16 protein-coding genes are annotated in these 22,929 nt (G+C 66.1%); 4 read left to right on the forward strand and 12 right to left on the reverse strand.

The window, feature by feature from the left end; translation table 11 throughout:
• Positions 1-26: 26 nt before the first annotated feature.
• The 5 genes from ACT6SE_RS09455 to betI all read right to left on the reverse strand — a co-directional run bounded on the left by ACT6SE_RS09455 (position 27) and on the right by betI (position 6,844).
• Positions 27-899 carry a crotonase/enoyl-CoA hydratase family protein gene (locus ACT6SE_RS09455; RefSeq protein WP_046430398.1) on the reverse strand — a complete coding sequence of 291 codons (873 nt, stop codon included), beginning with the start codon at positions 897-899 and terminating at the stop codon, positions 27-29.
• Between the two features lie 161 nt (positions 900-1,060).
• Positions 1,061-2,737: a long-chain fatty acid--CoA ligase gene (locus tag ACT6SE_RS09460; RefSeq protein ID WP_014647008.1), complete on the reverse strand. Its 1,677-nt coding sequence runs from the start codon at positions 2,735-2,737 to the stop codon at positions 1,061-1,063.
• Between the two features lie 221 nt (positions 2,738-2,958).
• Positions 2,959-4,641 (reverse strand): choline dehydrogenase, encoded by a 1,683-nt coding sequence (betA, locus tag ACT6SE_RS09465; RefSeq protein ID WP_046430400.1) that lies wholly within the window; start codon positions 4,639-4,641, stop codon positions 2,959-2,961.
• A 101-nt stretch (positions 4,642-4,742) separates the two neighbouring features.
• Positions 4,743-6,215, reverse strand: a complete 1,473-nt coding sequence (gene betB, locus ACT6SE_RS09470; RefSeq protein WP_014647010.1) for a betaine-aldehyde dehydrogenase — start codon at positions 6,213-6,215, stop codon at positions 4,743-4,745.
• 38 nt (positions 6,216-6,253) lie between these two features.
• Positions 6,254-6,844 (reverse strand): transcriptional regulator BetI, encoded by a 591-nt coding sequence (gene betI / locus ACT6SE_RS09475; protein WP_014647011.1) that lies wholly within the window; start codon positions 6,842-6,844, stop codon positions 6,254-6,256.
• Between the two features lie 168 nt (positions 6,845-7,012).
• On the opposite strand from betI, the gene ACT6SE_RS09480 reads away from it, so the two are divergent.
• Positions 7,013-8,563: a BCCT family transporter gene (locus ACT6SE_RS09480; RefSeq protein WP_046430403.1), complete on the forward strand. Its 1,551-nt coding sequence runs from the start codon at positions 7,013-7,015 to the stop codon at positions 8,561-8,563.
• A gap of 128 nt (positions 8,564-8,691) precedes the next feature.
• Here the strand turns inward: ACT6SE_RS09480 and acnA are convergent, their stop codons facing one another.
• Positions 8,692-11,445: an aconitate hydratase AcnA gene (acnA, locus tag ACT6SE_RS09485; protein ID WP_046430405.1), complete on the reverse strand. Its 2,754-nt coding sequence runs from the start codon at positions 11,443-11,445 to the stop codon at positions 8,692-8,694.
• A 302-nt stretch (positions 11,446-11,747) separates the two neighbouring features.
• Here acnA and ACT6SE_RS09490 point away from each other — a divergent pair, with 302 nt between their 5' ends.
• The 3 genes from ACT6SE_RS09490 to acnB are packed head-to-tail and all read left to right on the forward strand — an operon-like array spanning position 11,748 to position 15,012.
• A complete protein-coding gene (locus tag ACT6SE_RS09490) occupies positions 11,748-11,972 on the forward strand; it encodes an AbrB/MazE/SpoVT family DNA-binding domain-containing protein (protein WP_005409505.1) in 225 nt (74 codons plus the stop codon).
• Between the two features lie 6 nt (positions 11,973-11,978).
• Positions 11,979-12,377 (forward strand): type II toxin-antitoxin system VapC family toxin, encoded by a 399-nt coding sequence (locus tag ACT6SE_RS09495; RefSeq protein ID WP_005416402.1) that lies wholly within the window; start codon positions 11,979-11,981, stop codon positions 12,375-12,377.
• A 43-nt stretch (positions 12,378-12,420) separates the two neighbouring features.
• A complete protein-coding gene (gene acnB, locus ACT6SE_RS09500; protein ID WP_014647014.1) occupies positions 12,421-15,012 on the forward strand; it encodes a bifunctional aconitate hydratase 2/2-methylisocitrate dehydratase in 2,592 nt (863 codons plus the stop codon).
• Positions 15,013-15,156: 144 nt separating this feature from the next.
• On the opposite strand, the gene ACT6SE_RS09505 is transcribed toward acnB, so the two are convergent.
• The 6 genes from ACT6SE_RS09505 to ACT6SE_RS09530 form a co-directional block, all read right to left on the reverse strand.
• The gene (locus ACT6SE_RS09505; protein WP_235319605.1) at positions 15,157-16,302 is read right to left on the reverse strand and encodes an XVIPCD domain-containing protein; all 1,146 of its coding nucleotides are present in this window, start codon (positions 16,300-16,302) and stop codon (positions 15,157-15,159) included.
• Between the two features lie 219 nt (positions 16,303-16,521).
• On the reverse strand, positions 16,522-17,160 hold the full coding sequence (locus ACT6SE_RS09510; protein WP_080342741.1) for a hypothetical protein: 639 nt from the start codon (positions 17,158-17,160) through the stop codon (positions 16,522-16,524).
• 414 nt (positions 17,161-17,574) lie between these two features.
• Positions 17,575-18,648 carry a protein-glutamate methylesterase/protein-glutamine glutaminase gene (locus ACT6SE_RS09515; protein WP_046430408.1) on the reverse strand — a complete coding sequence of 358 codons (1,074 nt, stop codon included), beginning with the start codon at positions 18,646-18,648 and terminating at the stop codon, positions 17,575-17,577.
• A complete protein-coding gene (gene cheD, locus ACT6SE_RS09520; protein WP_014037083.1) occupies positions 18,645-19,241 on the reverse strand; it encodes a chemoreceptor glutamine deamidase CheD in 597 nt (198 codons plus the stop codon). The genes ACT6SE_RS09515 and cheD overlap by 4 nt, the downstream gene beginning before the upstream one ends.
• The gene (locus tag ACT6SE_RS09525; protein ID WP_046430410.1) at positions 19,238-20,107 is read right to left on the reverse strand and encodes a CheR family methyltransferase; all 870 of its coding nucleotides are present in this window, start codon (positions 20,105-20,107) and stop codon (positions 19,238-19,240) included. The genes cheD and ACT6SE_RS09525 overlap by 4 nt, the downstream gene beginning before the upstream one ends.
• A gap of 37 nt (positions 20,108-20,144) precedes the next feature.
• The gene (locus ACT6SE_RS09530; protein WP_153643675.1) at positions 20,145-22,415 is read right to left on the reverse strand and encodes a methyl-accepting chemotaxis protein; all 2,271 of its coding nucleotides are present in this window, start codon (positions 22,413-22,415) and stop codon (positions 20,145-20,147) included.
• Positions 22,416-22,929: the final 514 nt, after the last annotated feature.

Consider the following 22,929-nt stretch of genomic DNA (forward strand, 5'->3'; position numbering starts at 1 on the left):
GAACCCATCCTGGGGGAGGGAAGGAATCAGGCCGCGTCGAGACTGGCGCGACGGGTCTGGGCCTTGATCAGGCGATCCATGGTGCGCAGCGAGCGGTCGCCGAGTGCAAGGGCGGAATCGACCCATACCTTGGTGATCTCCAGCAGTTCGTCGTAGCTGACCGGCTGGGCGATGGCGCGTGCGGCATTCATCGCCAGATAGGACTGCGGCGTGCGCTGCTGCTGGCGGATCAGTTCCTCGACCGCCGCCCGGCCTTCGCCCTTCTTCACCAGCACGTCGACCACGCCCATGGCATGCATCTCCTCGGCACTGTAGACCCGGCCGTCGAGGATGATCTTCTCGGCCAGATGGGGGGACACGCGCCGGCACAGGAAGGAGTACGCACCCATGCCCGGGAACAGGCCGAACAGCACCTCCGGCAGGCCCAGTCCGCTGCCTTCCTCGGCGACGATGGTGTGGCAGGCCAGGGCCATTTCCAGGCCGCCGCCGAGGGCGTCACCCTGGATCAGCGCGATCGAACGGACATCGCCGCCGAACCCGGTATGCAGGTGGTGCACGCCCTCCACGCAGCGCTGGGCGTAGTTCAGCAGGAGGTCGCGGTTGCCTTCGCGGATCAGGCGGGTGAACAGGTCCAGGTCGCCGCCCAGGTTGTAGGCGACGGCATCGGAGGCCAGCACGAAATGCCGCAATGTCCCGTCATGGCGTTCGGCAGGGCTGCGGGTGATGGCCGCCATGTAGCTCCACATTTCGTCGAGCATGTCCTTGCGGCAGCAGGGGCGGATCCCGGTGGCGGCATCGGCGTGCATGAACAGCCAGTGGGCAGCGCCGTCGGCGCTGTCTTCGGTACGGATGGTGGCGAACGGTGAGCCGCTTGAAGGCAGCTTTTCGATGGTACTCATGGAAGGGTCCTCGGCATGCGGCCCGCAGTGTCAGGTGGGTGGCCGGCGGGCCGAACGGTCCACACACGCGGCGATGCTACACCGCCTCAGCGGCGTCGCATGCGAAAGGGCCCGGGACGTTTCCGCCCCGGGCCCTGCACTGTCCAGATTGCCGCAAACCCTTACTGGGCGGGCGTATCGCGGAGTTCGCGACGGAGGATCTTGCCGACGTTGGTCTTCGGCAGCTCCTTTCGGAATTCAACGATTTTGGGGTGCTTGTAGCCGGTCAGGTTGGCCCGGGCATGCTCCTTGACCATTTCGGCGGTCAGGTTCGGGTCCTTCTTCACGATGACCACCTTCACCACCTCGCCGGACTTGTCGTCCGGGACGCCGACCGCGGCCACTTCCAGCACGCCCGGCATCATCGCGATCACGTCCTCGACTTCGTTCGGGTACACGTTGAAGCCGGACACCAGGATCATGTCCTTCTTGCGGTCGACGATGTAGAAGAAGCCGTGTTCGTCCATCTTGGCCATGTCGCCGGTATGCAGCCAGCCGTCCGCGTCGATGGCCTTGGCCGTTTCCTCCGGGCGCTGCCAGTAGCCCTTCATCACCTGCGGGCCCTTGATGCAGAGCTCGCCGACCTCGCCCAGCGGCAGGATGGCACTGTTGTCATCCTTGATGCAGGCATCGGTGGAGGGGATCGGCAGGCCGATCGAGCCGTTGTACTCGGTCAGGGTGAGCGGGTTGATGCAGGCTGCCGGCGAGGTCTCGGTCAGGCCATAGGCCTCGACCAGGGTCACGCCGGTGACCTTCTTCCAGCGCTCGGCCACGGCGCGCTGCACGGCCATGCCGCCGCCCAGGGTGACCTTCAGCGAGGAGAAGTCGACCGTGTCGAAACCGGGGGTGTTGAGCAGGCCGTTGAACAGCGTGTTGACGCCGGTGATGGCGGTGAAACGCACCGACTTGAGCTCCTTGACGAAGCCCTTCATGTCGCGCGGGTTGGTGATCAGGTGATTGCAGCCACCGAACTTCATGAAGACCAGCCCGTTCGCGGTCAGCGCGAAGATGTGGTACAGCGGCAGGGCGGTGATGATCCACTCCTTGCCCATCTCGATGCCGGACGCACTGATCCAGGCCGAGGCCTGCTGCATGTTGGCGATCAGGTTGCGGTTGGTCAGCATCGCGCCCTTGGCCACGCCGGTGGTGCCGCCGGTGTACTGCAGGAACGCGATGTCGTCGTGGTCGATCTCGACCTTGGGCAGGCTGTGGCGGCTGCCGAGCTTGAGCGCCTGGCGGAAGCGCACCGCGCCCTTGAGATGGTAGTTGGGCACCATCTTCTTGATGTACTTCAGCACGAAGTTGACGATCACGCCCTTGGCGCCGAGCAGGTCGCCCAGGCCGGTGGTGACCACATGCTTGACCGGCGTATCGGCGATGACCTGCTCGACGGTGTCGCCGAAGTTGTCGACCACCACCAGCGCGGTCACGCCGGCATCGACCAGCTGGTGCTTGAGCTCGCGGGCGGTGTACAGCGGGTTGACGTTGACCACGGTCAGGCCGGCGCGCAGCACGCCGAAGGTGGCCACCGGGTACTGCAGGCAGTTGGGCATCATCAGGGCGACGCGGTCACCCTTCTTGAGCTTGAGCTCACCGAGCAGGTAGGCCGCGAACTGTTCGACCAGCGCGTCGGTCTCGCCGTAGGTGAGGACCTTGCCGAAGCTGGAGTAGGCGGGACGGTCGCGGAATTTCGCGACGGAAGCGTCGAAGACCGAAGCTACCGAATGGAACTCGTTGACGTCGATCTCGGCGGGAACGCCTTTCGGATAGCTCTGCAGCCAGGGACGATCCAGACTCATATTCCCCCTCCAGGAATCGTGATGTATTAGGTCCGGCCCTGAGCGTATCGACAACGGCCGGTCATTGCAGCATACCCCGCCGTAGGGAAAACGCGAAGAGGCCCCGAAGAGCCTCCTTGCTGGGTAGTGCCGGCCGCTGGCCGGCATCTGCGCTGGACGGACCATACGATGGATGCCGGCCAGCGGCCGGCACTACCGTGGCCCCAAACGGGCCGGCTGCGTCAACCCTGCTTGCGAACGGGTGCGCCGTTGGCCTTGTAGTACGGCGCGGTGCTACGGGCGAGCGGGGTGCGGCCGCGGATCACGTCGGCCAGCTTCTCGGCCATCATGATGGTCGGCGCGTTGAGGTTGCCGGTCACCACCTGCGGCATGATCGAGGCATCGACGATGCGCAGGCCTTCCAGCCCGTGCACGCGGCCCTGGCCATCGACCACCGCCATCGGATCGTCGGCATGGCCCATCTTGTTCGAGCACGACGGGTGATAGGCAGTCTCGGCGTGCTCGCGCACGAACGCATCGATCTGCGCGTCGGTCTGCAGCGCGCTTCCCGGCGAGATCTCGCGGCCGCTGTACGGGGCCAGCGCCGGCTGCGCGAAGATCTCGCGGGTGATGCGGATCGCCGCACGGAACTCGCGCCAGTCCTGGTCGTGCGACATGTAGTTGAACAGGATGCTCGGATGTTCGCGCGGGTCCTTCGAGCGCACGTGGATGCGGCCGCGGCTGGGTGAGCGCATCGAACCGACGTGCATCTGGAAGCTGTGCGCCTTGATCGGGTTGGAGCCGTTGTAATTGATCGCCACCGGCAGGAAGTGGTACTGCAGGTTCGGCCAGTCGAATTCGGCGTCGCTGCGGATGAAGCCACCGGCCTCGAACTGGTTGCTGGCGCCGATGCCGGTGCCCAGGAACAGCCACTCGGCACCGATCGCCGGCTGGTTGTACAGCTTCAGTGCCGGCGCCAGCGACACCGGCTTCTTGCACTCGTACTGCAGGTACATCTCAAGGTGGTCCTGCAGGTTGGCGCCGACGCCCGGCAGGTGGTGCACCAGGTCGATGTCCAGGCTGCGCAGCAGGTCGGCCGGGCCGACGCCCGAGCGCTGCAGTATCTGCGGCGAGGCGATGGCGCCGCCGCACAGCAGCACTTCGCGGCGGGCGGTGGCGCGCTGCGGCCGGTCGCTGTGCAGCCACTGCACGCCCACGGCGCGCTTGCCCGAGAACAGGATGCGGTCGGTCAGCGCGTGGGTGACGATGGTCAGGTTCGGGCGCGGCTTGGCCAGGTCCAGGTAGCCGCGGGCGGTGCTGGAACGACGGCCCTTCGGGGTCACCGTGCGGTCCATCGGGCCGAAACCTTCCTGCTGGTAGCCGTTGAGGTCGTCGGTGCGCGGGTAGCCGGCCTGCACGCCGGCTTCGACCATCGCAGCGAACAGCTCGTTGTTGCCGGCCTTGGGCGTGGTAACGCGCAGCGGGCCGTCGCCACCGTGGTAGTCATTGGGGCCGATATCACGGGTTTCGGCCTTGCGGAAGTAGGGCAGGCAGTCCAGGTAGGTCCAGTCTTCCAGGCCCGGCATGCTGGCCCAGTTGTCATAGTCCATCGCGTTGCCGCGGATGTAGCACATGCCGTTGATCAGCGACGAGCCACCCAGGCCCTTGCCGCGGCCGCAGTCCATGCGGCGGTTGTTCATGAAGGGCTCGGGATCGGTCTTGTACGCCCAGTTGTAGCGCTTGCCCTGCAGCGGGAAGGCCAGTGCCGCCGGCATCTGGGTACGGAAGTCGAGCCGGTAGTCCGGGCCACCGGCTTCCAGCAGCAGCACGCTGACATCGGCATCTTCGGTGAGGCGGGTAGCCAGCACGTTGCCGGCCGAACCGGCGCCGATGATGATGTAGTCGTACTCGTTGTGGGTGCTCATGGGTGTCTCCTGCAGGCCGGGGCGCGCTGCATGCAGGCGTCCCGGCGGGATGTCGGATCGGCGCGGTGGCCGGACGATGGGGCGTGCTGGCGGCGCGCCGGTCAGAACACGCTGGCGTAGTCGCCCAGCTCGACCTGCACCGACTTGATGCGGGTGTAGTGGCCGAGGGTCGAGATGCCGTTCTCGCGGCCGACGCCGGATTCCTTGTAGCCACCGACGGGCATTTCGGCCGGCGATTCGCCCCAGGTGTTGATCCAGCAGATGCCGGCTTCCAGGCGGTGGATGATGCGGTGGGCGCGGCTGACATCCTTGCTGACCACGCCGGCGGCGAGGCCGAAGGTGGTGTCGTTGGCACGACGCACCACTTCGTCTTCGTCGTCGTAGGCGAGGATGCTCATCACCGGCCCGAAGATCTCTTCCCGGACAATCGTCATGTCATCGCGGCAGTCGGAGAACACGGTCGGCAGCACGTACGCGCCATTGGCCAGCGCGCCTTCGGTGGCACGGCCGCCGCCGGTCAGCAGGCGGGCGCCTTCGGCCTTGCCGCTTTCGATGTAGCGCAGCACGTTTTCCATGTGCGGGAAGCTGGTCAGCGGGCCGAAGTTGGTCTCTGCGGCCATCGGGTCGCCGATGCGGATGCGCTTGACGCGCTCGACAACGGCGGCCTCGAACGCGGCCAGCATGCTGCGCGGCACGAACACGCGGGTGCCGTTGGTACAGACCTGGCCGGAGCTGAAGAAGTTGGCCATCACCGCGATGTCGGCGGCGCGGTCCAGATCGGCGTCATCGCAGATCACCAGCGGCGACTTGCCGCCCAGCTCCATGGTCACTTCCTTCAGCGACGAGGACGCCGCGCTGGCCATGACCTTCTTGCCGGTGGCGACGCCGCCGGTGAAGGAAATCTTCTCGATCACCGGGTGCTCGGTCAGCCACTGCCCGATCTCGCGGCCCGGGCCCTGCACGACGTTGAACACGCCGGCCGGCACGCCGGCTTCGGTGTAGATCTCGGCCAGCCGGATCGCGGTCAACGGGGTCACTTCGGACGGCTTGAACACCATCGCATTGCCGGCGGCGAGGGCCGGGGCCGACTTCCACATGGCGATCTGGATCGGGTAGTTCCAGGCGCCGATGCCGGCCACCACGCCCAGCGGTTCGCGGCGGGTGTAGAAGAAGCTCGATTCGCGCAGCGGCAGCTGGATGCCTTCGATGGCGGTGGCCAGGCCAGCGTAGTACTCGACCACGTCGGCGCCGGTGACGATGTCCACGGTGGTGGTCTCGGCCAGCGCCTTGCCGGTGTCCAGGGTTTCCAGGTGGGCCAGTTCGTCGTTGCGCTCGCGCAGGAGCTCGACGGCGCGGCGCAGGATGCGCGAGCGCTCCATGGCCGTCATCGCGGCCCACACCTTCTGGCCTTCGGCCGCGCTCTGCACGGCGCGCTCGACGTCGGCCTGGCTGGCAACCTGCACTTCGGCGATCACCTCACCGGTGGCCGGGTTGACGGTCTTGAAGGTCTTGCCGCTGGTGGCATCGACGCGCTGGCCGTGGATGTAGAGCTGTTGGACGGGCAGGGTGGTCATGGGGCGTACTCCTTGGAAGGGGGCGGGTGCTGAAGCGCTTATAGCGCGGCAGCCTGCAACTGGAAGTCGATGTAGCCGTAGGCGATGCGCCGCGACTTGTCGGCGTTGAACTGGCCGCCGACCAGGCTGCCACGCAGCCACAGGCCGTCGATCATCGCGGCCAGGCCACGGGCGGCCAGGCGGGCCTGCGGGTGGGGCAGCAGGCGGTTGAACTGGTGGCACAGGTTGGAGAACAGACGCTGGTCGTTGGCGCGCTGCAGCCGGGCCAGTTCCGGCTGGTGCATGCTGGCGGCCCAGAACGTGAGCCAGACGCGCATGGCGGTACCGTTGATCTGGCTGTCATCGAAGTTGCCATCGACGATGGCACGCAACTGCTCGCGGGGGTCATCGCTGGCCTCGGCGCGGTAGCGGGCGACGGCGTCCTTCAGCTCGCGCAGGATCTGCCGCATTGCAGCATTGAGCAGGCCGTCCTTGTCGCCGAAGTAGTGGGCGACGATGCCGCTGGACAGCCCTGCCTTCTTCGCGATGGTGGCGACGGTCGCGTCGGCCATGCCGATCTCGTCGATGGTCTGGAAAGTGGCCCGGATCAGCTGTTCGCGCCGTACCGGTTCCACGCCTTTCTTCGGCATTGTCTCTCCACGGATTGCGACCCGAAGGATCGGCTGCCCGCCATTATGCTTTTTATTGATTGAACGTTCAATCAATAAACCCTAGGATGCGCTCGCGCCCCACGCCATGGGCCCGGTTTACCGGTCCGGCCCCGCCCATGTGCTCCCCCGGACTGATGAGACGATCCCATGTCTTCCCTGGCTCATCCCAAGTGTTCGCCCCTGCGCTTGAACCGTTTTGTCTTTCTCAGCTCCTCGGTGTCGATCGGCATCCTCGGGCTGCTCACCGTTCTCTATCCCGAAGGCAGCGAGCACTGGCTGCAATGGGCGCAGGCCGAGGTGTCGGCCGCGTTCGGCTGGTGGTACATGCTGCTGATCGTGCTGTGCCTGGGCTTCGTGCTGTGGCTGGCGTTCTCGCCGTATGGCCGCATCCGCCTGGGCCACAACGAGGAGTCACCGGCCTTCGGCTACGTTGCCTGGGTCTCGATGCTGTTCTCGGCCGGCATCGGCATCGCGCTGCTGTACTACGGCGCCTACGAGCCGCTGGACCATTTCCTGCATCCGCCCGGGCAACCCGGCGGGACCGTGGCCGCCGGCCGCGAAGCGATGGTGCTGACCTTCCTGCACTGGGGCCTGCACGGCTGGGCGCTGTACGCGCTGGTCGGCGTGGCGCTGGGCTACTTCGCGTACCGCCGCGACCTGCCGCTGGCGCTGCGCTCGGCGCTGTACCCGATCTTCGGTGAGCGCATCCACGGTCCCATCGGCGACATGGTCGATGGTTTCGGCATCCTGGCCACGCTGATCTCGATGGTGACCAATCTCGGCATCGGCGCGCTGGTGGTGCAGTCCGGCCTGGTCTACCTGTTCCACATCCCGGATACGCCGCAGGTGCTGGTGGCCATCGTGCTGGTGATGATGGTGGTGGCCACCATCGGCGTGGTCGCCGGTGTGGAAAAGGGCATTGCCTGGCTGTCCAACCTCAACGTGCGCCTGCTGTGTGGCCTGCTGCTGTTCGTGCTGGTCACCGGCCCGACCCTGCACCTGTTCGACGGTCTGATCCAGAACACCGGCGATTACCTTGGCGCGTTCGTGCGCAAGAGCTTCGACATGTACCTCAACGACCCGAAGGGCCGTGAGTGGATGGGGTCGTGGACGCTGTTCTACTGGGCCTGGTGGATCGCCTGGGCGCCGTTCGTCGGCCTTTTCGTGGCGCGCATCTCGCGTGGCCGCACCATCCGCGAAGTGATCATGGGCGTGCTGCTGATCCCGCTCGGCTTCACCCTGGCCTGGCTGTCGATCTTCGGCAACACCGCCATCGACCTGGTGCTCAACCACGGCCAGGCGATCCTGGGTGAGGTGGCCCAGCACGATGCGGCGATGACGCTGTTCAAGCTGCTGGAATACCTGCCCGGCGCGCCGTACGTGGCCGGTGCCGCGGTGGTGATCGGCTTCGTGCTGTTCCTGACCCCGGTCGACTCGGGCACGCTGATGATCGCCAACCTGTGCACCCGTCGCGTTGACGATGGTGTGGAAGACGGCCATGACGCGCCGATCTGGCTGCGCGTGTTCTGGGCGGCCGGCATTACCGTGGCCAGCGTCGGCCTGCTGCTGGCGGGCAATTTCAGTGCGATGCAGACGGCGGTGGTGCTGTGTGGCCTGCCGTTCTCGTTCACCCTGGCGTTCTACATGTGGGGCCTGCTGAAGGCGCTGCGCACCGACCCGGACGCACCCCGCCGCTGAGCGCCTCTGTAGAGCCGAGCGCAGGCTCGGCTGCTGTTGGCGCAGAAGCAGCCGAGCGCAGGCTCGGCTCTACAGGGGGGCATCGCAGACGGAAAGGGCCGGACCCGCAAGGATCCGGCCCTTTTCCGTTACTTGGCTGCCAGCTGGCGCAGCACGTACTGCAGCAGGCCGCCATGACGGAAGTACTCGACTTCCTTCGGGGTCAGCAGCATCACCGAGACCTCGAAGGTCTTCTTCGTGCCATCGGCCTTGGTCGCGGTGACCGTGGCGCGCTTGCTGGCACCGTCCTGCAGGCCGGTGATGTCGATCACTTCCGAGCCGTCCAGGCCCAGGCTCTGCGCGTTCTCGCCGTTGCGGAACTGCAGCGGCAGCACGCCCATGCCGACCAGGTTGGAGCGGTGGATGCGCTCGAAGCTTTCGGCGATGACCGCCTTCACCCCCAGCAGCAGGGTGCCCTTGGCCGCCCAGTCGCGCGACGAACCGGTGCCGTATTCCTTGCCGGCCAGCACCACCAGCGGCACCTTGTCGGCCTTGTACTTCATGGCCGCATCGTAGATCGCCAGCTTCTCCGGCTGGCCACCACCGGCGGGGTAGTACAGGGTGTTGCCGCCTTCCTCGCCACCGAACATCAGGTTCTTGATGCGGATGTTGGCGAAGGTGCCGCGGACCATCACGTCATCGTTGCCGCGGCGGCTGCCGTAGCTGTTGAAGTCGGCCGGCTGCACGCCGCGTTCCTGCAGGAAGCGGCCCGCCGGCGAGTCCTTCTTGATGTTGCCGGCCGGGGAGATGTGGTCGGTGGTGATCGAATCGCCGAACAGGCCCATCACGCGTGCGCCGTGCACGTCGTCGATGCTGCCGGTCTGCATGGTCATGCCATCGAAGTACGGCGGGTTCTTGATGTAGGTGGAGGCACCGCTCCACGCGTACAGGTTGCCGTCCGGCGAGGCGATGGTGTTCCAGCGGGTGTCGCCCTTGAACACGTCGGCGTAGTTCTGCTTGAACATCTCCGGGCCGATGGTGGCGGCGATGACATCGCCGATTTCCTTGTTGCTCGGCCAGATGTCGCGCAGGAACACCGGCTGGCCATCGCTGCCGGTGCCCAGCGGCTGGGTGGTCAGGTCGATGTCGGTGGTGCCGGCGATGGCATAGGCCACCACCAGCGGCGGGCTGGCCAGGTAGTTCATCTTCACTTCGGGGTGCACGCGACCCTCGAAGTTGCGGTTGCCCGACAGCACCGAGGTGACCACCAGGTCGCCGGTGGCGATGCCGGCGCTGACTTCGGTCGGCAGCGGGCCGGAGTTGCCGATGCAGGTGGTGCAGCCGTAGCCGACCACGTAGAAGCCGATCTTCTCCAGCTCCTTCAGCACGCCGGCCTTTTCCAGGTAGTCCGTGACCACGCGCGAGCCCGGCCCGAGCGAGGTCTTCACCCACGGCTGGCGGTTCAGGCCCTTGGCGGCCGCATTGCGGGCCAGCAGGCCGGCACCGATCATCACCGCCGGGTTGGAGGTGTTGGTGCAGGAGGTGATGGCGGCGATGACCACCGCGCCATCCTTCAGCCGCACCTTGCGGCCTTCGATCTCGATGTCGGCGAAGCCCTTGGCCAGCTGCTCGTTGCCGACCGCCGCGCCGCCGCCCTCATTGACGAACGAGGAAACATCATCACTGCGCTTGTCGCGGTTGCTGGTCATGCCAACCAGTGCTTCGCGGTAGTTCTTCTGCACGTCCTCCAGCAGCACGCGGTCCTGCGGACGCTTCGGGCCGGCCAGCGACGGCTTCACCGTGCCCATGTCCAGTTCCAGCGTGGTGCTGTACTGGGCATGCGGGCTGCCCGGTTCGTGCCACAGGCCCTGTGCCTTGGCATAGGCTTCGACCAGGTCGATCTGCTCTTCGCTGCGGCCGGACAGGCGCAGGTAGTTCAGCGATTCGGCGTCGATCGGGAAGATGCCGCAGGTGGCGCCGTACTCCGGGGCCATGTTGCCGATGGTGGCACGGTCGGCCAGCGGCAGGTGCTGCAGGCCGTCACCGTAGAACTCGACGAACTTGCCGACGACGCCCAGCTTGCGCAGCATCTGGGTGACGGTCAGCACCAGGTCCGTAGCGGTGGCACCCTCGGGCAGCTTGCCGGTCAGCTTGAAGCCGACCACCTGCGGGATCAGCATCGACGACGGTTGGCCGAGCATGGCGGCCTCGGCTTCGATGCCGCCCACGCCCCAGCCAAGCACGCCGATGCCGTTGATCATGGTGGTGTGGCTGTCGGTACCGAACACGGTATCGGGGTAGGCGACCGCCTTGCCGTCCTTGTCGGCCGTCATCACTACGCGGGCCAGGTTCTCCAGGTTCACCTGGTGGACGATGCCGGTGTTCGGCGGCACCACCTTGAAGTTGTCGAAGGCCTTCTGGCCCCAGCGCAGGAAGCCGTAGCGTTCCTGGTTGCGCTGGAATTCGATCTTGCCGTTGAGGTCCAGCGCGTCCGGCTTGCCGAACACATCGACCTGCACCGAGTGGTCGATGACCAGTTCGGAGGGGATCTGCGGGTTGATCTGCTCCGGCGAGCCGCCCAGCTTGACGACCGCGTCGCGCATCGCGGCCAGGTCGACCACGCAGGGCACGCCGGTGAAGTCCTGCAGGACCACGCGCGCCGGCATGAAGGCGATCTCGGTGTCCGGCTCGGCCGCCGGGTTCCAGCGGGCCACGGCTTTGATGTGGTCCTTGCCGACGGTGATACCGCCGTCCTCGTGCCGGAGCAGGTTCTCCAGCAGGATCTTCATCGAGTAGGGCAGGTGGGAGATATCGAAGCGCTGGCCCAGCGTGGGCAGGCTGAAGTAGTCGTAGGTCTTGCCGCCGACGTTCAGCTGGCTGCGGGTGGAGAACGAATCGCTCATGCGGGGTAACTCCTTCTTGCGGATGGCTTGCAGTGGCCCGCGCATGGGCGGGCCTGCTTGCGGTCGCCGCGGGCCTGACGGCCCCGGTCGTCCCAGTATGAACCTCAGACTGAATGGATTCATCCGGGCCGGGTCCCGGCCTGCGGCATCGGTTCCAGACTACAGGGGAAGGTGTATGGCGTATGTCACGTTTGTGGCCGATCCTTTGCGAGGCAAGGGCTGGCGGGGCGCCGGTCCTGTTCAGGGTGGAAGTATGCCCGGGGAAGTATGTATAATTTGTGCATACTCTGGAGGGCCTACCGATGGAAGCCACTGTTGCAGAACGCGGACAGATCACCCTGCCCAAGGCGGTGCGTGATGCCCTCGGCCTGACCAAGGGCACGCTGCTGAAGGTCGAGCTGGACGGCAGCCGCATCATCCTGCGCAAGAGTGTTGACGATGCGATTTCACGGGCGCGCGGCAAGTTTGCGCTGGACGGCTTCGAATCGTCCGACGCAGCGGTACGCGCGGTGCGTGACGAGGAATAAGCCGTGATGATCGCCGTCGATTCACCGGTGCTGGTCGAGCTGCTCAGCAATGGTCCGCAGGCCGATGCCGTGGAAGCCATCCTCCGGCAGAGCCTGGTCGGTGGCCGCGTGGTGGTCTGTGGCGCGACCCTGGCCGAGGTCTGCGCATCGCTGCGCGGCGGCGCCGAGGTGCTCGAAGCGCTGGAAGAAATGGGCGTGCACTTCAACCCGATGGAAGCCAAGTCGGCGCTGCGCGCCGGCGAGATGCACCGCCGTCATCGCCAGCGCGGCGGCAGCCGCCGCAGCCTGGACGAATTCATGGTCGGCGCCCACGCACTGCTGCAGTGTGACGGCCTGATCACCTGGAACGACACGTTTTACCGCGACTACTTCAAGGGCCTGAAGCTGATCGTGCCGCACGCCTGAGCCCACTTTGTTATTTCAACCTACGCATTACCCGGGAGTTGTCATGTTGGAAGCCTACCGCCACCACGTCGCCGAGCGCGCTGCGCTTGGCATCCCGCCGCTGCCGCTGAGCGCGCAGCAGACGGCCGATGTCATCGAACTGCTGAAGAACCCGCCGCAGGGCGAGGCCGAGTTCCTGCTCGACCTGCTGACCCATCGCGTGCCGGCCGGTGTCGATGACGCGGCCAAGGTCAAGGCCTCGTACCTGGCGGCGATCGCCCTGGGCAGCGAGCAGAACCCGCTGATCAGCCGCGAGCGCGCCACCGAACTGCTGGGCACCATGCTCGGCGGTTACAACGTGGCCCCGCTGGTGCAGTTGCTGGACGACGCCAGCGTCGGCACCATCGCCGCCAACGGCCTGAAGAAGACCCTGCTGGTGTTCGATGCGTTCCATGACGTGCAGGAAAAGGCCAAGGCCGGCAACGCCAACGCCCAGGCCGTGCTGCAGAGCTGGGCCGATGCCGAGTGGTTCACCAGCAATCCGGAAGTGCCGCAGAGCCTGACCGTCACCGTGTTCAAGGTGCCGGGCGAGACCAACACCGACGACCTGTCGCCGGCACCGGACGCGACCACCCGCCCGGACATTCCGATGCACGCCCTGGCGATGCTGAAGAACAAGCGCGACGACGCGCCGTTCACCCCGGAAGAAGACGGCAAGCGCGGCCCGATCCAGCAGATCCTTGACCTGAAGGACAAGGGCCATCTGGTCGCCTACGTCGGCGACGTGGTCGGCACCGGTTCCTCGCGCAAGTCGGCCACCAACAGCGTGCTGTGGTGGACCGGCGACGACATTCCGTTCATCCCGAACAAGCGCGCCGGTGGCGTCTGCCTGGGTTCGAAGATCGCCCCGATCTTCTACAACACCATGGAAGATGCCGGCGCGCTGCCGATCGAGCTGGACGTGTCGAAGATGGAACACGGCGATGTGGTCGAGCTGCGTCCGTATGAAGGCAAGGCGCTGAAGAACGGTGAAGTGATCGCCGAGTTCCAGGTCAAGTCCGACGTGCTGTTCGACGAAGTGCGTGCCGGTGGCCGCATTCCGCTGATCATCGGCCGTGGCCTGACCGGCAAGGCGCGCGAAGCGCTGGGCCTGGCCCCGACCGATCTGTTCCGCCTGCCGGTGCAGCCGGTCGACACCGGCAAGGGCTTCTCGCTGGCGCAGAAGATGGTCGGCCGCGCCTGTGGCCTGCCGGAAGGCCAGGGCATGCGCCCGGGCACCTACTGCGAACCGAAGATGACCTCGGTGGGCTCGCAGGACACCACCGGCCCGATGACCCGCGACGAGCTGAAGGACCTGGCGTGCCTGGGCTTCTCGGCCGACCTGGTGATGCAGTCGTTCTGCCATACCGCCGCGTACCCGAAGCCGGTGGACGTGAAGACCCACCACACCCTGCCGGAGTTCATCTCCACCCGTGGCGGCGTTTCGCTGCGCCCGGGCGACGGCGTGATCCACAGCTGGCTCAACCGCATGCTGCTGCCGGACACCGTCGGCACCGGTGGTGACTCGCACACCCGTTTCCCGGTGGGTATTTCGTTCCCGGCCGGTTCGGGCCTGGTCGCCTTCGCCGCGGCCACCGGCGTGATGCCGCTGGACATGCCGGAGTCGGTGCTGGTGCGCTTCAAGGGCAAGATGCAGCCGGGCGTGACCCTGCGTGACCTGGTCAACGCGATCCCGCTGTACGCGATCAAGTCGGGCCTGCTGACCGTGGCCAAGGCTGGCAAGAAGAACATCTTCTCCGGTCGCATCCTGGAAATCGAAGGCCTGCCGGAGCTGAAGGTCGAGCAGGCGTTCGAACTGTCCGATGCCTCGGCCGAGCGTTCGGCGGCCGGTTGCTCGGTGCGCCTGAACAAGGAACCGATCATCGAGTACCTGACCAGCAACATCACGCTGCTGAAGTGGATGATTGCCGAGGGTTACCAGGACCCGCGTTCGCTGCAGCGTCGCATCGAGAAGATGGAAGCGTGGCTGGCCAACCCGCAGCTGCTGGAGCCGGATGCCGACGCCGAGTACGCCGCCGTCATCGAGATCGACCTGGCCGACATCCACGAGCCGATCGTGGCCTGCCCGAACGACCCGGACGACGTGAAGACCCTGTCCGAAGTGGCCGGTGCCAAGATCGACGAAGTGTTCATCGGTTCGTGCATGACCAACATCGGTCACTTCCGCGCCGCTGCAAAGCTGCTGGAAGGCAAGCGTGACCTGCCGACCCGCCTGTGGGTGGCCCCGCCGACCAAGATGGATGCTTCGGAGCTGACCAAGGAAGGCGTGTACGGCACCTTCGGCGCTACCGGCGCGCGCATGGAAATGCCGGGCTGCTCTCTGTGCATGGGCAACCAGGCGCAGATCCGCGAAGGCTCCACCGCGATGTCGACCTCGACCCGCAACTTCCCGAACCGCCTGGGCCGCAACACCAACGTGTACCTGGGTTCGGCGGAACTGGCGGCGATCTGCTCGCGCCTGGGCCGCATCCCGACCAAGGAGGAGTACATGGCGGACATCGGCGTGATCAACGCCAATGGCGCGGAGATCTACCGCTACATGAACTTCGACCAGATCGAGGAATACCAGGACGTGGCCAAGACGGTCGCTGCCTGATGCGGTAACTGAAAACCCCCGGCTCGCGCCGGGGGTTTTTTTGTGAGCGGACGACGCATGGTAGTGCCGGCCGCTGGCCGGCAACCCGTTGAAACGAAGAACCTCCGGTGAAAGCCGGGTTTCTATTGTGCCCGGCCAGGCGGCCTAGCCCATGCGCATCGCGGTTCGGGTCTGCTCCTGGACGTGGTCTTGCTGACCGACCTGCTGTGCCTGCGCAATCTGTTCGGCCTTGGCGATCGACTGCTCCACCGGCGTATTGATTGCCTCGCTGATCGGAACCGACGCCCGCAGGTGTGCCGGATTGCCCGGTGCTCCCTGCACAACGAACAGGCGAGGGCCCGAGCCATCGCTGGGTGGACTGCCCAGGACCACATGATCAACGCGTTCGAGGCCGCTGCTCTTGGCCGTCGCAAGCAGGCTGGCCGTCATGCGCTCACTGGTTTCATCGAAGCTGCGCCCGTGCCTGGCATCCACGGCGGATACACCATCGCGGATCTGCTGGTAGAGCACATGGTCTGGATGGCCTTCCTTCCTGGGATCCAAGCCTGCCTTGTCCAAGGTTGACTCAATGCTCTCCTGCAATGGACTCCCGGGAGAGAAGCCGGGATTGCCGAGAGAGGGCGAGCCCTTGTCGGTTGCATCCTGGATCAGCTGCTCCCCCGGCCTGAGCGCATTCCGGGCCCGCTGCTCCGCTTCAGCCTCGCGGCGGGCATATGCACCGGCTTCCTCGGTACCGCGCAGGTAATTGATCCCGTCGCGCAGCAGGCCAGGTCCGCCGCCGACAAGCATGGTCGCGCCTGCGCGCAACTGATGAACATCACTGCGGTAGTCGGCAATCCTGCGCAGGTCTTCGGGATCTGTGATCCGGGCCTGGGGATTGTCCAGTACAGACGGCACCGGGCCCTTGTCGGTCACGCGATCAAGGAAATGAACCAATCGATGGGAGTCGCCCAACTGGACCGCCACTGCGGCGGACATGACATGGCCGCTTTTCATCCCAGGTGTTCCAAGCGAGGCGATGCGCTGGCCGTGCTGGGCGTTGCGCAGGACCTCCAGTTCCGTGGGCAGCGCATACATCTCGACCTTGCCGTAATGAGGACCGCCCGCGCTGACCAGGTCGCCTGCCATCACATGGTTGGTGAAGGGCGCCGCGTTGGCCGGCTGGCCCTCAGGAAGGCGATACGCCAGCCCGGCAGCACCGTAAGGATTGAATGCGTCGCCGGGGAGGTTGTAGTGGTGTGCAGTGATCTGCGCGAGCGCGCCGCCCAGCGAGTGGCCGGTGACGTACACCGGACCATACCCATTCTCTTTAGCCAGATCGATCGCCTGCTTGGTGAGTGCGAGGGCATCGCCGAGTTGTGCGTTGACTCTTGACGCCTTGGTAGCCGGAGGCGGAGTTTAGGCTGGCCAGTACACGATATTCCGTCCCGGCAATGGTAACAATGGCCTTGGGCGCAGGGAGCGGATCCTTGTAGACATGATCTGAGAGGGCTGCATTTGCTCCAGGATTCATTGGGCTGTTCCTTCAGTCCGTGCGGAGATTTCGATTGGGAAGTAATCCTTTCGCTTATCTTGAGGCATCTTCTCGTACCAAGTCGAAGGCTCGGTAGGCGTCCACTCTGGCGATCCCCCTGAAGTCATGGGGCGTAAGGCGCGATGTACGTAGGTAGTAGCGAGTTTCTCGGTTTCAAGCTTTGTGAATGAAGTCCATGCGGTTGCTTGGATAGGGCGATCATCGATGATGAAGGCGAATGAAGCTTCCACGAGCACGGGTGTCCAAGTGCACGGGCCGCGACCGTAATAGTCGGCAACTTCCATGCCATCGTTGAATACAACACTGCTGAATTCAGTGGCACTGAGGCGCTGTGCCTGAAGCTCAACCTTGTGCTGGTTCGGCTCGTACTGCACCCCCTCCCAATTGTTGACCGGAGGGAGACAGAGTGGGTCTATCTCATACGTGACAAAGACCGAAGGAACGGGGACATCCACGGGTGCATCGTGGACCCGAATCACAATCGGCAGCGCATCCTTTGGCGCCGGATTCTCGCGATGGACCGGGTATGAGCGTTCCTTGTTGCAGCCCGGAACGGCCAGTGTGATCGAGGCGATCAACGCAACGTGAGCAAGGGTCGGGAGAACTTTCAGCATGAGCGGTCCATGTCGCTGCAGGATTTTCCTTGATCCCTGGAACATGCGGTCTCATCACGAACGACGGCGCCGCATCCGGGCAAGTGCGACAGGTTGCGCAGTGGGTATTGCCCGCTATCCGGACCTCCCTCCCTGCGTACCCGAGCAGCGCGGCCTTGCGGGGTAACGTTCATCGGCGTTCCATTGCTGTGCGATACCTGACTATATGACCCGCTCCAGCCGCGCTCCAAGTCGGTGTCCTGCGGGCCTCCCGTTTGGCGCGCATGGCTTGCGGCAGGATCAAACCTCGATCAGCGTCGTTGAAACATCAATGGTCGAAAGTGCTGGCGGCGGATCGGCAATGGAGCCTGACGTCTCTTGGAGGTGTCCAGCAGGGTGCAGAGCCGAGCGTGGGCTCGGCTCTACAGGGGCCTGTCAGCCGCGGGCGAGGGCGAGCAGCCGCTCGGCGATCCGCTCCAGTGGCACCTGTTCCTCGGCCGCGCCCAGCTTGAACGCGGCACCCGGCATGCCCCAGACCACGCTGGTGGCCTCGTCCTGCACCAACGTCGGCGCGCCGGCCTGGCGCATTTCCAGCAGGCCGCGTGCACCGTCATCGCCCATGCCGGTGAGGATGGCGCCGATGGCGTTGCCACCGGCGTTCTGCGCGACCGAACGGAACAGCACGTCCACTGCCGGCTTGTGGCGGTTCACTGCCGGGCCATCGTCGACGCGGCAGCGCCAGCGCGCACCGTCGCGGATGATCCGCAGGTGCTTGCCGCCCGGCGGCAGGTAGGCGTGGCCGGGCAGCACCGCTTCGCCGTCGCTGGCCTCACGTACCGCCATCGCCGAGTGGCGGTCCAGGCGTTCGGCGAAGGCACTGCTGAAGCTGGCGGGCAGGTGCTGGGTCATCACCACGGCGGGCGCGTCGGCAGGCATGCCTTCCAGCACCACGCGCAGCGCTTCGGTGCCGCCCGCCGAGGAACCGATCGCGATCAGCCGGTCGGTGGTGCGGAACTGCGGCGCGGCCGGGCGTATCGCGGACGCGGCGTCCAGCATGAGCTTCGGCGCGGCAGCGCGCACCAGCGGACGTACCCGCGAGCGCGCCGCCATCTTGACCTTGGCGATGATCTCGTCGGCGTAGCCCTGCAGGCCGCGGGCCACGTCCAACTTCGGCTTGGATACGAAATCCACGGCGCCCAGCGCCAGTGCCTGCAGGGTGGTGTCGGCGCCGCGCTCGGTCAGCGAGGAGATCATCACCACCGGCAACGGGTGCAGGCGCATCAGGTTTTCCAGGAACGCCAGCCCGTCCATGCGCGGCATTTCCACGTCCAGGGTGATCACGTCCGGGGCCAGTCGCTTGATCTTTTCACGGGCCAGCAGCGGGTCGGCGGCGGTGCCGACCACGTCGATGGCGGGATCGCTGGACAGGATCTCGGTGAGCATCTGGCGCACGACGGCAGAGTCGTCGACGATCAGCACCCGGCAGGGGGCGTTGCCGGTAAAGGTCATTCGAACAGCTCCACGCCACCGGTGACCGGCGCCTTGGACAGGCGCGCACGCACCGCCGATTCGGTGGCGGCCACTTCGGCCTCATGCGCATGCGGCAGGCGCTGCACCACCACGCGGCCGGTGTCGGCGAAGAACCAGATCTTGCGCGGATGGATGCCGCACAGGTCCTCGGCGATGATCGGGATGTGCTCGGCCTGCAGGTACTGGCGCACGAACTCGGCGTTGCGGGTGCCCACTGGATTGCTGGTGAAGCCCTTGAGCACGTTGGCGCCGCCGAACACCTTGGCTTCGATGCGCTTGCGGTGGGCGCCCCGCTTGAGCATGTCGTTGATCAGCAGTTCCATCGCATAGCTGCCGTAGCGTGCGGGTGCGCCGTCACCGGCGTTGCCCTCCGGCAGCAGGAAGTGGTTCATGCCGCCGATCTTCAGCACCGGGTCGCGCAGGCACGCCGCCACGCAGGAGCCCAGCGTGGTGGTCAGCGCAGTGGTGTCATCGACCACCAGGTACTGGGTCGGCAGCAGCTTGGCGGCGATGGTCTGGAAGCGCGCATCCTGGTAGCGCATCACATCGTCGGTACGCAGCGAGGCATTCATGCGCCGGCCTTTGCCGCACGGCGGTACAGGGTGCGGCCGCAGGGCTGGATCAGGTCGGCGGCGTGCAGGTAGTTCTCCGAATGGCCGGTGTAGAGCAGGCCGTCATCGGCCAGGTGCTGGACCAGGCGACCGAGGATGGCGCGCTGGGTCGGCTTGTCGAAGTAGATCATCACGTTGCGGCAGAACAGCGCGTCGAACGGGCCGCCGACGTCGTAGCGCGGGGCGAGCAGGTTCAATGGGCGGAACTCGATCAGTTCGCGCAGCGCCGGCAGCACGCGGCACTGGCCCTCGTTGGGGCCGCTGCCGCGCTGGAAGTAGCGGCGGCGCAGGTCCGGATCGAGGCTGGCGACGCGATCGATGTTGTAGACGCCGCGGCCGGCGGTGGCCAGCACCTGGGTATCGACGTCGGTGGCAATGATGCGTACCGGCGGCTTCAACGTGCCGAAGGCCTCGCAGGCGGTGATCGCCATCGAGTAGGGCTCTTCGCCGGTGGACGCCGCGCACGACCACAGCAGCAGTGGGGCGCGGCTGGAGCGCTGTTGGAGTTCCTCGAGCAGCTTGTCGAAGTGATGCGGTTCGCGGAAGAACGAGGTCAGGTTGGTGGTCAGCGCGTTGGTGAACGCCTGCCATTCGTCACCATCTTCCTGCTCCAGATGGTCCAGGTACTGCTGGAAGCTGCGCATGCCCAGCGTGCGCAGGCGGCGCGACAGGCGGCCATAGACCATGTCGCGCTTTGCCGGCGCGAGGGCGATGCCCACGCGCTGGTAGATCAGGTCGCAGACGCGGCGGAAATCGCGGTCGGCGAACTCGAATTCGCGCGGGCCGGTGACGATGGGGGTAGGACTTTGCACGGGGGACGTGTCCATCGGCAGAGGCGGCGGCCGCAGCCGCCGCGGGTGGGTCTCAGAATTCCTGCCAGTCGCTGTCGCTGGCGGCGAAGGTGCTGGCGTTGCTGCTGCGGCGGACCGGAGCGGGCGTGCTGGTCGGCTGCGGGCGTGCCACGGTGGTGATACGGGCCGGCTCCGCGCGCGCGGCCACGGCCTTCACTGCGGCGGACACCTGGTTGTCGAGGCGGAAGATCGCCACGGCGTCAGCCAGCTGGCCGGCCTGGTCCTCCATCGCGCGTGCCGCAGCAGTGGCTTCTTCCACCAACGCAGCATTCTGCTGGGTGGTTTCGTCCATCTGCACCACGGTCTGGTTGACCTGCTCGATGCCCGCCGACTGTTCCTGCGAGGCCGCAGAGATCTCGGCCATGATGTCAGTCACGCGCTGCACCGAGGCGACGATCTCGCCCATGGTCGCGCCGGCCTTGTGCACCAGCGCCGAGCCGTCGTTGACCTTGCCGACCGAGTCGTCGATCAGGCCCTTGATCTCCTTGGCGGCGGCGGCCGAGCGCTGGGCAAGGGTGCGCACTTCGCTGGCGACCACGGCGAAGCCGCGACCCTGTTCACCGGCACGGGCGGCTTCCACTGCGGCATTCAGTGCCAGGATGTTGGTCTGGAAGGCAATGCCGTCGATGACCGAGATGATCTCGGCGATCTTCTTCGACGAGGCTTCGATGGCCGACATGGTGGTGACCACCTGGCCGACCACGTCACCGCCCTGCGAGGCGACACCGTGCGCGCCGATGGCGAGCTGGTTGGCCTGGCGTGCGTGCTCGGCGTTCTGGCGCACGGTGGAGGTCAGTTCCTCCATGGAGGCAGCGGTTTCTTCCAGGTTGGCGGCCTGCTGCTCGGTGCGGCGCGACAGGTCGCTGTTGCCGGAGGCGATCTCGCCGGCGGCCAGGGTGATGCTGGAGGCGCTGGCCTGGATCTGGCCGACGATCTGGGTCAGCTGTGCAACGGTGGTGTTGGCATCGTCGCGCATGCGTGCGAACACGCCCTGGTAGTCGCCGTGCATGCGTGCGGTCAGGTCACCTTCGGCGATGGCCGACAGCAGCTGCGAGAGCTTGCCGAGGTTGTCATCGCTGACTGCCATCATCGCGTTGAGGTTTTCCAGCATCAGGCGGAAATCGTGATCGAAGCGCTGCGCATCGCCACGGCGGCTGAAGTCGCCGGCCGCAGCGGCGCTGGCCAGCTGCTTGATCTCGGCGTTGATGCGGCCGAGGTTGGCCTTGACCGTGTCGACGGTGGTGGTCATCGCGGCCTTCTCGCCCGGGTAGCGCGCGATGTCGCGGCTGAGATCGCCGACGGCATACTGCTGCACGACATCCAGCACGTCGTGCAGGGTCTGCACGTGGCCGCCGACCAGGGCGTTGGTTTCCTGCACCATCAACCCGTACTCGCCGGGGAAGGCGCTGGCGTCGATGCGGTAGCTCAGTTCGCCACCGTCGTGGCGGCGCGCCATTTCGCGCTGGCCCGAGATGACCGCATGCAGCTGCTGCTGCATGCCGGCCATGGCGTCCAGCAGGCGGCCGGTTTCGTCATGCGGCTGCGGGCCGATGTGGCTGTCCAGCTTGCCGCCGGCGATGCCTTCGGCCACGGCGGTGGCCTGCTTCAGCGGTACGGCGATGCGGTTGCCGATGATCCAGCTCAGGGCCAGCACGATCAGTACCAGCACGCCACCGGAGACGGCCATGATGGCAGTGAACACCAGCGCCTGCTTCTGCACGTCGTCCATGTAGACGCCGCTGCTGACCACCCAGTTCCAGGGCGCGAACAGGCCGGCATAGGCGACCTTCTCGACGTCGCCCTTGCTGCCTGGCTTGGCCCAGCGGTAGTTGACGAAGCCGCCGCCGGCGCGGGCCGCTTCGACCTGGTCGTAGTAGATCCGCACGCCGTCGTCGGTGCGGAAGTCCTTCATGTCCTTGCCGACCAGGTCCTTGCGGAACGGGTGCATCAGCAGGCGGTAGCCGGTGTCGTAGATGTTGAAGTAGTAGGTATCGTTCTCGGCGCGCATGACCTCCAGCGCCTGCAGCGCGGCGCTCTTGGCGGCCTCTTCGCTGAGCTCGCCGGTACCGGCCAGGCGGTGGTAGTGCTGCAGGATGCCGTAGCTCAGTTCGACCTGGGTCTTCAGCGCGGTCTTGCGGGTCTCGGTCAGGTCCAGGTATTGCATGCGGGCGGCGATCACCGACAGCGCGATCACGCCGAGCGCGATGAGCAGCGTCAGCAGGTTGAGCTTGCGCCGGACGGAAAGATTGCGGAAGTAGTGTTGCCAGCGATGCAGGAGATTCATCGAGCAGGACCAGGTCGAAGCGGGCGGGCGGCGCCGTGCCGGTCAGCGGCGGGATACGCCGTGACAACCCCGTTATCGGCCGCGCGGGCGGGGGATTGAGGTGCGGTGTCCGAACGTATTCAGGTTTCCTTGCAGCGGCGGCTGCGGCGCTGCCTGCGGCAGGCTTTTGAAGCAACGGCAACGGCAACGGCAACGGCAGGTCATGGCGATGGGTCAGCTACGGGTTGGCCGGGTCGGAGTGGGCAGGCAGGACACGCCGTGAACCCATCCATGGGGGCTCGATGGCGCCATCCATGGCGCCAACGGTCCTGCCTGCCCACCCCGACCCGGCCCGCCAGGGCTCCACTTCGGCGGACGGCAAGAGCATTGGGTTTCCAGGTGGAAAGAGGGGTCAGATCCGTTTTCCTGCGGAAAACGGATCTGACCCCGGAAGTGACCTGGCTTTTGTCTTTTGCTCTTCTTTCTTCAATCCGGGGTGGACGCGCACGGGAAGTGTCCGTGGCCGGGAGGGTGG

Source organism: Stenotrophomonas sp. LC732, assembly GCF_052446685.1.
Lineage (GTDB): Bacteria > Pseudomonadota > Gammaproteobacteria > Xanthomonadales > Xanthomonadaceae > Stenotrophomonas > Stenotrophomonas muris.